This is a genomic window from Uniformispora flossi (genome assembly GCF_049534875.1).
GTDB lineage: Bacteria > Actinomycetota > Actinomycetes > Streptomycetales > Streptomycetaceae > Yinghuangia > Yinghuangia aomiensis.
This window is the reverse complement of sequence record NZ_JBMULZ010000013.1, coordinates 88,899-101,110: the sequence shown is the minus strand read 5'-3', so window position 1 is coordinate 101,110 and position 12,212 is coordinate 88,899. Positions and strand designations below refer to the sequence as shown.

General features: G+C 71.7%; 10 protein-coding genes. 6 read left to right on the top strand and 4 right to left on the bottom strand.

Features of this window, described 5'->3' with window-relative positions:
- Positions 1 to 136 precede the first annotated feature (136 nt).
- Positions 137 to 898: a hypothetical protein gene (locus ACPA54_RS25950; RefSeq protein WP_423533637.1), complete on the bottom strand. Its 762-nt coding sequence runs from the start codon at positions 896 to 898 to the stop codon at positions 137 to 139.
- Positions 899 to 1,081: 183 nt separating this feature from the next.
- On the opposite strand from ACPA54_RS25950, the gene ACPA54_RS25945 reads away from it, so the two are divergent.
- From ACPA54_RS25945 to ACPA54_RS25935, 3 genes are all read left to right on the top strand, one after another.
- Positions 1,082 to 2,197, top strand: coding sequence for a Mu transposase domain-containing protein (locus ACPA54_RS25945; protein ID WP_423533635.1), 1,116 nt, complete (start codon positions 1,082 to 1,084; stop codon positions 2,195 to 2,197).
- Positions 2,194 to 2,988, top strand: coding sequence for an IS21-like element helper ATPase IstB (istB, locus tag ACPA54_RS25940; protein ID WP_423533633.1), 795 nt, complete (start codon positions 2,194 to 2,196; stop codon positions 2,986 to 2,988). Before ACPA54_RS25945 ends, istB begins: the two co-directional genes overlap by 4 nt.
- A gap of 187 nt (positions 2,989 to 3,175) precedes the next feature.
- Positions 3,176 to 4,108 carry a hypothetical protein gene (locus ACPA54_RS25935; RefSeq protein ID WP_423533631.1) on the top strand — a complete coding sequence of 311 codons (933 nt, stop codon included), beginning with the start codon at positions 3,176 to 3,178 and terminating at the stop codon, positions 4,106 to 4,108.
- 349 nt (positions 4,109 to 4,457) lie between these two features.
- On the opposite strand, the gene ACPA54_RS25930 is transcribed toward ACPA54_RS25935, so the two are convergent.
- On the bottom strand, positions 4,458 to 5,420 hold the full coding sequence (locus tag ACPA54_RS25930; RefSeq protein ID WP_423533629.1) for a Vgb family protein: 963 nt from the start codon (positions 5,418 to 5,420) through the stop codon (positions 4,458 to 4,460).
- A gap of 171 nt (positions 5,421 to 5,591) precedes the next feature.
- On the opposite strand from ACPA54_RS25930, the gene ACPA54_RS25925 reads away from it, so the two are divergent.
- The gene (locus ACPA54_RS25925) at positions 5,592 to 6,143 is read left to right on the top strand and encodes a TetR/AcrR family transcriptional regulator (RefSeq protein WP_423533627.1); all 552 of its coding nucleotides are present in this window, start codon (positions 5,592 to 5,594) and stop codon (positions 6,141 to 6,143) included.
- A 557-nt stretch (positions 6,144 to 6,700) separates the two neighbouring features.
- Complete coding sequence (locus ACPA54_RS25920) at positions 6,701 to 8,971, top strand: N,N-dimethylformamidase beta subunit family domain-containing protein (protein ID WP_423533625.1); 2,271 nt, start codon at positions 6,701 to 6,703, stop codon at positions 8,969 to 8,971.
- 135 nt (positions 8,972 to 9,106) lie between these two features.
- Here ACPA54_RS25920 and ACPA54_RS25915 read toward each other — a convergent pair whose 3' ends face one another.
- The gene (locus ACPA54_RS25915) at positions 9,107 to 9,685 is read right to left on the bottom strand and encodes a TetR/AcrR family transcriptional regulator (RefSeq protein ID WP_423533623.1); all 579 of its coding nucleotides are present in this window, start codon (positions 9,683 to 9,685) and stop codon (positions 9,107 to 9,109) included.
- 120 nt (positions 9,686 to 9,805) lie between these two features.
- Between ACPA54_RS25915 and ACPA54_RS25910 the strand changes: the two genes are divergently transcribed.
- Entirely contained in the window at positions 9,806 to 10,684 is an 879-nt protein-coding gene (locus ACPA54_RS25910; protein WP_423533621.1) for an SCO6745 family protein, read from the top strand.
- Positions 10,685 to 10,792: 108 nt separating this feature from the next.
- Here ACPA54_RS25910 and ACPA54_RS25905 read toward each other — a convergent pair whose 3' ends face one another.
- Entirely contained in the window at positions 10,793 to 12,205 is a 1,413-nt protein-coding gene (locus ACPA54_RS25905; protein WP_423533619.1) for an MFS transporter, read from the bottom strand.
- Positions 12,206 to 12,212 lie beyond the last annotated feature (7 nt).

Sequence of the window (12,212 nt, the reverse complement as noted above, 5' to 3'; positions counted from 1 at the left end):
GTCACGCTTTTCCCCACGATCTACACGATCAGCGTCACGCAATTCCCCACCCGTACGGTCACGCTCCCCATGGGAATGGCGGTTGCGAGTGGATGCCCAACGGCAGGGAGGGCCCAACCCCGTCTCTCCCTGCCGTTCACATGGACAGCGGGTCGACCGGAGGCCATGGGTAGCCCAGTTGCTCGGCATCATGCGAACCTCCCCAGACCTCGGCGGTGGCACGGGGATCGCCTGCGGTCAGCCGCGCTTCAAGGCGCTCGGTTTGGACCGGTGGGGCGTCCGCGGAGATCGGGAGGGTCATCCCGAACTGGAGCCAGGGCAGATCGGCGTCGGCCCGGTTACGGGGATGCGTCAGGACGACGTGGATTCGATCGGGTTCCTTGCGGGAGGCCCAGACGCCTTCCAACGCGCAGTCCCACCGGACGAGCCAGTCCTCGCGTCCGCTCAGCCCCGCCTCAAGCAGCCGCGCAACCGCTCCTGCCGGCGACTCCCAACTGCGGTCCTCTCCGGCTCGCAGGACCTCGGCCTCGTACTGACCTGCGGTGAACCGAAGCTCCGGCAGGTCGAAGTCCTGATTGGCCAGGTCGCGCCAGCCAGCCCAGACAACATGATCCCCGTTACGCGTGACCGTCATGTACAGCGCGCCGCAGCACTCCTCCACGCCGCACCCGGACCAAGCGAGACGAACCTCGTGGGGCGTCGCCGCGGCATGCAACGGCCTGTCCTGGCCCAGCAGATATCTGGGGCTCACTCCCAGATACCGGGAGCCTCCCACGCCACCGGGGGCCACCTCTGCCAGAAGATCCCGGCCGTTAACAATCGGGCGGACCTCCACGCCGCCCTCGTCGGGTGGAGGGCACGCGATGCTCAGGCTGAGAACGTCCGGTCTCATGGTCATCGGCCAACGATCGCGGAGTTGGCTCGCAACTGTCATGTGAATTCGCGTAGCCGCTCAGGGAGGGCGGTAGTTCGGACCACCTTCAGGCACGCTGGCCCCGGATACCCCTCCGGAACGACGGGATGGCAGCCTGGGGAAATTAAGTGATCGTCCACAGGCCCCTGATCAGTAGTGCGGAGAAGGGTGTTCGCTTCGGGCGGGCAGGAGGCGTTCTTCGAGGGCCACGCGCACGCGCTTCGGACGCTGGGCGGGGTGCCGCGGGGGAAGGTGCGGTACGACAACTTGAAGGCGGCTGTCGCGCAGGTCCTCGGGTTCACCCGGCACCGGGTCGAGACGGCGCGGTGGACGGCGTTCAAGTCGCACTACGGCCTGGACAGCTTCTACTGCCGCCCCGGCTTGGCCGGCGCCCATGAGAAGGGCGGGGTGGAGGGGCAGATCGGCTGGTACCGGCGCAACCACTTCGTGCCGGTCCCCGAGGTCGCCTCGCTGACGGAGTTGAACGCGCTGGTCGAGCAGTGGGACGCGGCCGACGACGCACGGCGGATCGGGACGCGGCCGCTCACGGTCGGCGAGGCCTTCGAGCAGGAACGCGGTTTGCTCGCGCCGTTGCCGGAGGAGGAGTTCGAGACGGGGTTGCGGCTGTTGCCGCGGGTGGACCGGTACAGCCAGGTCACGGTCCGGATGAACAAGTACTCGGTGCCGGTCAGGTTGATCGGGCGTCGGGTGGAGGTGCTGCTGCACGCTTCGCACCTGGTGGTCTACGACGGCGATGTCGAGGTCGCCCGGCACGAGCGGCTGACGGGCAAGTGCCGGTCCCGGCTGGAGCTGGACCACTACCTCGAAGCGCTGGTCCGCAAGCCCGGCGCGCTGCCGGGAGCGACCGCGTTGGACCAGGCGCGCGCGGCGGGCCGGTTCACCCCGCTGCACGACGCATGGTGGGACGCCGCCCGCGCCGCGCACGGCGAGCGGGAGGGCACCCGGGCGCTGATCGACGTACTGCTGCTGGGCCGGTCGATCGGCCACGAGCACCTGGTCACCGGGCTGGCCGCCGCGCTGCGGGTCGGCGCGCTGACCGCGGACGCAGTCGCCCTGGAGGCCCGCAAGGCCGCCGAAGCCGACGACGAACCCGCCTTGCCGCCGCCGGACGATCCGGCAACCACAGCAAACGTGACGTTCCTGGCGGCGTGGCGGTTGACGCACCTGCCGCCCGACACCCGGCCGCTGCCGTCGGTAGCGCCGTATGACCAGTTGCTGCGCCGCCGCTTGGGCGGCGTCCGCCGCGAAGGAGAATCCGGATGACTGTGCCACGACAGCGCGGCATGACCGAGCAGGCCGCCGACGCCGCCATCGACCAGGCGTGCAAGGTGCTGCGGCTGCCGACCGTCCGCGCGGAGTTCCGCGACGCGGCATCCCGCAGCGCCAAGGACCAGCTGACCTATATGGGCTACCTCGCGGAGCTGCTGCTGGCGGAGTGCGACGACCGCGCCCGCCGCCGCTCGGACCGGCGGATCAAGGCCGCGGGCTTTCCACGGGAGAAGTCCCTGCGGATGTTCGATTTTGAGGCGAATCCGAACATCGACCCGGCGGTGATTCACACCCTCGCCAAGTGCGAGTGGGTCAGGAAGGGCCAGCCCCTGTGCCTGATCGGGGACTCCGGTACCGGCAAGTCGCATCTGCTGATCGCGCTCGGCACCGAAGCGGCGATGGCCGGGCACCGCGTCCGGTACACACTGGCGACGAAGCTCGTGAACGAGCTGGTCGAGGCGGCCGACGACAAGCAGCTCGCCAAGACGATCGCCCGCTACGGCCGCGTCGACCTTCTCTGCATCGACGAGCTGGGCTACATGGAACTGGACCGCCGCGGGGCCGAGTTGCTGTTCCAGGTGCTGACGGAGCGGGAGGAGAAGGCGAGCGTGGCGAGCGCCTCCAACGAAGCCTTCGGAGGATGGACGAAGACGTTCACGGACCCGCGGCTGTGCGCGGCGATCGTGGACCGGCTGACCTTCGGCGGCAACATCATCGAGACCGGCACCGACTCGTACCGCTTCGCGCAGACCCGCGCCCGCGCCGAACAGGCCAGCACCGCCTGACCTGCCGCCCAAGCCCCGCCCTATCCGGTTGAACACGTCGCAGCAGCCTGCCGGCGAAGTGCGGACATCGATGCAGGCGCCTGCCCGCTACGGTGCCTGGGGACGAGGGCAACCACGGCCCGGACACAGCGCACAGCCGAGTCGAGCGGCCATGTTCTGCGCGTCGGCGCAGGTGAGGGGGCGGCACGTGCACGGGATCACGGACCAGGATCTCGATCGGATCATCGAGGCCCCGGACGTCACCGCGCTGGGCGAGATGCTCGCCGAGGAGATCCCGTCGGTCCAGTCGTCCGGGCAGGTCCGCAGCTTCCACCTGAGCGGTGCGCATTTGCTGTCCGCGAAGGAGGCGGCGGTCGGCGCTGTCCATGCGGAGCGACTCGCCGAAGCAGGGCTCGCGCCGCCGCCACAGTGGCGCAGGCTCATCGTCACGGACATGACCAAGATGGACTGGTTCGTCGACGCGGTGGGTGGTCCCGACAACGCGCGCAAGGTCCCCGCGCTGACCACGACCAACGGCGACATGATCTTCAACGCCACGAAGCTCGGCGCCGACGCGCGCTGGTACCTCATGTACTCCATGCAGGAGAACGACTCGCGCGGCCACCGCCTCGGGGAACTGGGCCTGGGCGCAACCCCGGTGACACTGCACGAGATCACCCACACCTTCGACCCGCAGGCGGCCTTCCTCCGCGCCGAGCACGCCGCCCGCCGGGACGAAGCCATCGCCTCGATGGGCCGGTACTCGACGCAAAACCACGAGGCCTACGCCGAATCCGGCAAAATGGTCTACCTGTACGGCGCGAAGGCCCCGCAGTTCGCCAAGGACGCATGGGCGATGAACTTCCCCATGACCCCGGCGACGTGGTCCGCCGCCACCCAGGCAGCCGACAACGTCCGCCGATCCGTTCACCGGCTCCACGCGTCGGTCGACCGCGACGGCCATCAGCTCGCGCCCGAGGCGGCACGCCAAAAGCAAGCCCAGATGGCGGCTCTCCAGGGATTCACGAGCGTCAGCCCGACGACCATGCGCCCGGATCCGTCCCAAGTCCGGCACAGCGCTTCCCTTAGCCCGGGTTCGCAGCTTGCGGCACAGCGCGAGGCACCCTCGATCGGCCGCTAACGGGGATGTAGCTCCCCCGGGAGGGCTCACACGCCCCGTGCTGCTGAGCCCCCACAGAGTGGTCCGGTCGAGCGGACCCACCATCCGCGTTGGTGGAGCGCCTCATTCGGGCCACTGCGCGGGGGAGCACCGCGACATACGCGAACCGCTTGGCCAGGTGCTGCGGCTGCTGGTCGCCGCACCTCGCCTCGGCCGCGGGCAAGTACCTGGCCCGGGAACGCCAGCCAGCTCCGCGACCCCCTGACCACCCCGATGCCGGTACCCGACGACATGGCCGCGTTCCTTCGCGACGCGGGCATCTCACCGGGATCAGCCATCTGAACTTCTCGGGCAACCCGCGAAAGGCAGCTCAGTGACGGCGGAACAGCTCTGGTGTTCTCAAAACTCGTGAACATCGCGGCCTCTCTACCCGGGGCCCGCGCACCATAACTTCCGAACAAACGGTCTCGGTAGTCATGAATGAAGCCACCCAGACGCTGCCGTCCGGTCCGGTGGTCAGTCCGTGCGGTTCGGCGCCGGGCTGAGGCATCGCGATCGGGTCGAGCAGACGGCCGTCCGGGGTGATGCGGCCGATCCGGTTCCCGGCCCATTCGGTGAACCACAGCATGCCGTCGGGGCCGGGGGCGATCGCGTGGGGCCGGGCAGCGCGGTTCGCGAGCGGGAACTCGTCGATGCGGCCGTCCGGAGTGATACGGCCGACTGCTCCCGCACCGATCTCGGTGAACCAGAGCGCACCGTCCGGTCCCGCCGCGATGCCGACGGGAGCGGCGCCCGCGGTCGACAGCGGATGGACGGTCGCCTTCCCCTCGCATGTGATGCGCGCGATCGCGTTCGCCGCATTGAGGGTGAGCCACAGCGCCCCGTCCGGACCTGCCGCGATGGCCGACGGGAAGGCGTCGTCGACGGGCAGCGGGAACGCGCTGGTCTCCCCGTCCACGGCCATGCGGCCGACGGCGGACGCGGCGGTCGCGGTGAACCACAGCGCACCGTCCGGGCCCGCCGTGATGCCGAACGGCCCGGCCAGGGATGCCGGGAGCGGGAAGTGCGCGGTCTCACCGGACGTGGTGATGCGACCGATGCGGTGACCGCGGTATTCGGTGAACCACAGGGCGCCGTCCGGGCCGGTGGTGACGACGGTCGGCCCGGTGTCGGTGCGGTCCAGGGCGAACTCCCGCAGGCCGTCCGCCGCAGTGAAGCGGGCGATGCGCCCGGCGTGTACGAGGGTGAACCACACGGCGCCGTCGGGGCCCGCGGCCACGGCGTACGGTCCGGCATCCGGCGTGGCGACGGGGTGGTGGTGAACGACGGTCATACGCCGCCTCCTCTCTAATGCAACTTGTTCGCGTTAGCATGAGAGTGGCGGATGAGGAGCACTAATGCAACTGGATAGCTTTTGAGTGCGGGAGAGGCCGGTCGGGAAGCCCACCCCGGGCCGCCCGGGAGCGTGCGCCCCGGCGGCCGTACCGCGCGGACCCGCGACGCCGTGCGCGCGGCCACGCTCGCCGAACTCGCCGAGCACGGCTTCGCGGGGCTGACCGTGGAAGGTGTCGCGGCACGGTCCGGTGTGCACAAGACGACGGTGTACCGGCGGTGGGGCACGGCGGCCGCGCTCGCCGCGGACGCCCTGGACATCACGTCCGCCGAGCCCTGGCCGCTGCCGGACGACGGCAGTCTGCAGAGCGACCTGCGCGCTATCGGCCGCCAGGTCGTCGCAGGGTTCACCGACCCCCAAGGCGGGCCGGTGGCCCGGTCGCTGACCACCGCGGCCCTGCACGATCCGGAGGCGGGAAGAGCACTGCACGCCTACCTGGCGACCCGGCACGAGCAGGCCGCCGCGGTCGTCGACCGCGCGGTCGCGCGCGGCGAGGCGCCGGCCGGGACCGACGGCGTCGACGTGGTGCGCTGCGCGGTCGCGCCCTTGTACTACCGGCTGTTCGTGACCGGCGAGACAGTGGACGAAGCGCTCGCGGACCGCTACGCCGACGCGGCCGCGACGGCGGCCCTGGCCGGCGTCTTCTGCCAGGAGGCATCCTGACGGGCGGTCGAACACACCCAGGCGAGGTGGCCTGCGCTGCGCCGGCGCTCGCCCCCTCGCGGGGCGACCCCTCGACGCGGCAAGGCCGTCCGCCCGGTTGGCCCCGGCGACCTCGACGACGACCACGGCCCCGCACGCCCTCGCCGCCCTGACCGACTACGCCACGGGCGCGGTCCAGGCCCCGACGTCGGGGACGGGTGCCGGAGAGGTCTGAACAGGCGCTACACGGCCAGTCGGCGGACTCCACCGCGTCCGCTGATCACCATGTGCAGGCGTCGGGGGAATGCCGCAAGCACGCTGGGCACGCTGAGCACCGCTCTCGGTCGCCACCCGGTCGGGCCCTCGATGTCACCGAGCTGTCGACTCGTCGGCGGGTGTGCCGGAGAACGACCTGACCAAGGACACCCCCAGCGACCGCCTGCCCTGCGACGACCGCTACACGATCCGCCAGCACCTGCACGCGCGGGGCGAATCACCCGGTGCTCGTCGCCCCCGAACCGCACCCGCGGGTGCGAATGGCGGGATGGGTGCGTGGCGCTATGTACCTTATGCAGTTGATGTCACAGTCTGGAAGCGGCTCGTCACTGCCGCACCCCGCGTCCCCCGACCCGGCCGAAGACCTCTCCGAGGCCTCCTCGGAAAGGAGGCTCTCGCGGCGCCGCGTCTTCTCCGGCGCGGCCGTTCTCGCGGGAGCCTCGGTGCTGCCGCCGGGCCTGTCCCGCGCGGTGGCCGCGCCGCGGTCCGGGCCGCAACCCGGGCCGTCGACGCGCCAGATCGGACCGGTCGACCCGGAGCAGAGCCAAGTGCTGATGGTGCCGGGCGGCAACGGCGTGATCTACAGCGTTCAGTCCGACGGCCGCCTGAAGTGGTTCCGCCATCTGGGCCGCGACACCGGCGCGGCGAGTTGGGCCAGCTCCGGCATGAGCCGCGACATCGGCGTGGGCTGGCAGGCGCACACGCAGGTGCTGGCCGCGGACGACGGCCAGCTCTTCGGGCTGTGCGGCGACGGCACGCTCGTGTGGTGCAAGTACACCCTGACCAATCCGGACACCGGCGAAGGCACCTGGCACCCGAACACCAACAACATCATCCACCGCGGATTCGGGAGCTACAGCTCCATCTTCGGCGGCAAGCAAGGCGTGATCTACGCGATCGACGCCAACGGCGACATGTACTGGTTCCGGTACCTCGCCGGGGACGGCACCGGCGCCCCCGGCGCGTGGGCCAACGGCGGGGTGGGATCCCGCATCGCCACCGGGCGCCGCCTGTACAGCTTCCACTTCGCCGATTCCGACGGCGTGATCTATGCCGTCAAGGGCAGCGGCGACCTGCACTGGTACCGGTACCTGGCCGGCGACGGCAGCAACGGCCCGGGCGCGTGGGCCAACGGCGGGGCGCCCATCACCATCGGCGGCGGCTGGGAATGGGCGTTCTCGGTGGAGCGCTTCGCCGACGCCGGGGCGTTCTACTCCGTGTGGGTCGACCGCGCCGACCCGAACGCGTCCGACCACCGCCTGTACTGGTACCGCCTGGCGAACTGGCGCACCGTCGACCAGGACGGCCGACCGGTGTGGAGCAGCGGCAACGGTGCCTTGGTCGGCACCGGGTTCACCACCACCCGCACCGCAGGCCTGCAGGGCTACACCGACAAGTGGTCGGCGGCGCCGGGCGAGTCGGTCGCGGTCTCCGTCTCGACGGCCTTCGAGCGCTACGCCGCCACCGTGCTGCGGTTGGACGGCCCGCTGACGCCGGGAGCCGGGTCCGACCCCAACGCCCAAGTGGTGCTCGGCCCGACGACGTACTCGGGACGCATGCGCCGACTGCCGGCGGGCTACCGCGGCAGCGGCTGCGGATGGCCGGCGGACTTCGCCGTCACCGTCCAGCCGGCCTGGAAGTCCGGCTTCTACGCGATCCGCCTCGACGGCGCCGACGGCATGCGCCGGTACATCCCGTTCGTCGTGCGGCCCGCCGCCCCCGCGACCCGGATCGCCGTGCTGCTGCCCTTCCTGACGCACAGCGCCTACAACTACTGGGGCGGGCACTTCCAGTACAGCTGCGACAGCTATCCGACCCGCCGGACCCACACGATGATGCGGCCCTTCTCCGACTCTTCCCCCGAACCGCCCGGCCGCATCGACATCCGGTTCTACGGCGACTTGCTTCTCCTGCGCTGGCTGGCCGACAACAACATCGCCTACGACTGCTACCAGGACCTCGACCTGCACCGCGACGCCGCCTGGCTGGGCAACTACAAGGCGGTGGTGCTGGGCTCCCACGCGGAGTACTGGACGCCGGCCATGCGCAACGGGCTGGAGGCGTACCTCACCGGCGGGGGACGCGTGGTCAGCACCGGCGGCAACTGCATGTACGAACGGGTCGACATCAGCGCCGACGGGACCGCGGTGCTGCACCGCGACTCCACGGGCAACCGCTGGCTGTGGCGCGACCAAGGACTGCCGGAGCGCAACGTGTTGGGCGTTGCCTACAACGGGTCCTACCTGGACTTCGCTCCCTACCAGGTCGACACCTCCCACCCGTTCCTGGCCGGCACCGGCCTGGGCCCCGGCGACCAATTCGCGCAGGACGGCTACAACTTCGGCGGCAGCGGCTGGGAGCAGGACAGCAGCGATGTCGGCGGGCCGCCCCTCCCGGGCGTCACCCGCATCGCCCACGGCACCCAGTCCTTGGGCGCGCACATGGTGCACTTCGACCGCGGCAACGGCGGCTGGGTCTTCTCCACCGGCTCGGTGACCTTCAACGGCACGCTCGCCAACGACACGGCCTCCTCCCGCATCCTGCGCCACGTCATGACCGCGGCCGTCGCGTGACTGGGCAGGACCGGCTCGACGCCACCGCGCGGCTGCGGGACATACGCCGGAGCGCAGCCTCGACGACGTGACGTCGGAAACCGGCCCCTCCGCCGGCTACCGGACATCACCGGCAGCGCCGGCTGCCGGCCGCCGTTACGGAGCCTCGGCGACCGGGCGGGCGTCGAAGAGGGCGCGGAAGGCCGCGGCGGGGTCGTCGTCCGGCGGGAGGCTCCCGCCGAGTTGCAGGGCGGCGAAGCCGTGGGCCAGCGACCACGCGGCCAGTCCCGCGCGCCGGACGTCGGGGCCGCGCCTGGCGGCAGGGAATTCCTCCACTCCCGAGCGCAGCGCGTGGGAGGCGCGCTCCTTGGCGGCGATCAGCTCCGGGGCGTCGCCGTGGAGCAGCCGCGGCTGGAACATCACCTCGAAGTGGGCCGGATGGCCGACGGCGAACTCCACGTACCGCGCGCCCATTTCGCGCAGCCGGTGCGCGGTGTCGGCCGGCACCGCGGCCAGCGCGGCGGCCAGCGCATCGAAACCCTCGGTGGCGATCGCGGTCAGCAGCCCGGCCTTGTCCCCGAAATGGTGGGCGGGGGCGGCGTGCGAAACCTCGGCGCGGCGGGCCAGGTCGCGAAGGCTGATCGCGGCGACGCCGTCACTCCGGATGACCTCGAGCGCGGCGGACAGGATGGCTCGGCGCAGATCTCCGTGGTGGTACGTGCGTGTTGCGGCCATGGACAGCAGGCTATCCGATATCTAGTCGCCGACAAGTAGTCATTGACAAGATGAAGGCGGTGTCGCAATCTAGTCAGTGCCAAGTTCGCGGGGTGCGCGAGGAGCAGTGGAGGAAACGGCATGAAGCACAGCCTGGGCACGATCCGGCAGATGTGGCAGTTGCTGGAGCCGGTGCACGCCACGCTCTACTACGCACCGGAGGCCTTCGAGGAGGCCGCGGCTCTCGGCTACGCCACCGACGAACGCTGGCCGAGCTACTTCGCCTACCGCGCCGCGCCACTCGGCCCGGTCGACCCGCAGGTGGTGAACGCCCTCTTCTACAGCCTCAGTCCGCAGATGGTGGAGCGCTACACCGCACCGGCATGGCGGACCGCCGCGCCCGAGCGGGTCCTGGCGGCCCGGACCGCGGCCGTGGACCGCGCGCTGCGGACGCTCCTCGGTAACCGGATCGGCTCGCCGGAGCTGCGCGAGGCCGCCGACCTGGCCCGCCGCGCCGCCGAGGCCGCGGACACCGCAGGCCGCCCCCTGGCCGCCGCCAACGCGGCACTGGCCTGGCCCGCCGAGCCGCACATCGCGCTCTGGCAGGCCGCCACGATCCTGCGCGAGCACCGCGGCGACGGCCACATCGTCGCCCTCCAGGCCCACGGCCTCGGCCCCGCCGAATCCCTCGTCTCGCACGCCGCCGTCGGCGCCGCGCCGGAAGAGGTGTTCGGCAGCCGGCAGTGGACCGACGCGGAGTGGACCGCCGCCCGCGAACGACTGGCCGCCCGTGGCCTGGTGGAACCCGACGGCACGGCCACCCGCGAGGGACTCCGGGTCCGCACCGCGGTCGAAAAGCTCACCGACGAACTCGCCTCCGCCCCGTGGGACGCCCTCACGCCCCAGGAAGTGGCCCGGCTGGCCGAACTGCTCGTGCCGCCGGTGCTCGACATCGTCGGCGCCGGACTCCTCCCCTCGCAGAGCACCCTCGGCATCGGCATGACGTACGTCTACGCGTGACGATGCCGGCGGACGGGAGTCCGGTGAGCGGGGCATCCCGCCTGGCGCCGCCGCGGTGGGCCCGGCGACGGGAACGCGGTTTCCGGAGGCGGGGGTTGGCCGCGGCTCTCACACCCCCGTGCGCTGTCGTTCGGGCGGCGCAGGGGCGGGCGACGCGGCGGTCGGCCGGTTCGGGAGGAGGAGGGCGGCGGCGGCGCCCGCGGCGGCGATGACCGCGGCGGCGAGGAGGGCGTGGTGCAGGCCGTCGACGTAGGCGGCGGGGTCGGTGCCGAACGGGCCCGCGGCGGGCAGGAACGCACCCAGGGCAGCCACGCCGACGGCGATGCCGGTCTGCCGGAAGGCGTCGTTGATGCCGGCGGCGAGACCGAAGTGCTCGGCGCGGGTCTCGCCGAGGACGATGCCGCTCATCACCGGGTTGAAGACGCCCGCGCCGACGAACGCTATGACGGTGCCGGGCACGAGGGCCATCCACGAGTCGTCGGCGCCCGCACGCACGGTGAGGACCAGTCCGAGGGAGACCAGGACCAGCGACCCGGCGACCGCGTACCGCGGCCGGAGGCGCGGCCCGAGCGACGAGGTCGCACCCGCGACGACGAACATCGCGATCGTGCCGGGCAGATACACCAGACCCGCCCGCAGCGGCGACAGGCCCACCACCGTCTGCAGGTACAGCGTCGTGTAGAGGAAGACCGCGAACAGCGACGCGGAAATGGCGAACGTCGCGGCTTGTGCCGCCGCAAAGGCGCGGTTCGCCAGCATGCCGAGCGGCAGCATCGGTTCGCGGGCCCGGCGCTCGCGGACGAGGAACGCCGCACCGCACATAACCGCGACGACGAATGCGGCGGCGGTGACGCCATTGCTCCAGCCGTGCCCGGGCGCGCGCAGGAGGCCGAAGACGAGGGCGGACATCGCCGCGGCCAGGAGAAACTGGCCCGGCCAGTCGGCGGAACGCGGCCGCGGGTCCCGGGACTCGGCGACCCAGCGCCGCGTGCCGGCCAGGCAGGCCAGGCCGACGGGAACGTTGACCAGGAAGATCCAGCGCCAGTGCGCCCATTCGGTGAGCATGCCGCCCGCGAGCGGGCCGAGGGCGAAGGACGCCCCGATCGTCGCGCCGTAGGCGGCCAAGGCCCGAGCCCGGCCGCCCGGATCCGGGAAGGCGTGCGCGAGCAGGGCCAGCGACACGGCGAACAGGACGGCAGCGCCCACGCCTTGGACGGCGCGCGCGGTGTCGAGCACCACGATGTCCGGGGCGGCGGCGCAAGCGGCCGAGGCGGCGGTGAACAGGACCAGCCCACCGAGGAATACCCGGCGGCGGCCGAGCCGGTCGGCGAACGACCCGGCGCCGAGCACGGCGGAAGCCAGCGCGAGGGTGTAGGCGTCGACGACCCACTGGATTCCGGTGAGGCCGGTGTCGAGGTCGTCGGCGATGGCGAAGAGCGCCGTGTTCACCACGGCGATGTCGAGCATGAGCATGGCTGTCGTGATGCACACCACGGCCAGCGTGCCGCGTGCGGCGGTCATGGAAGTC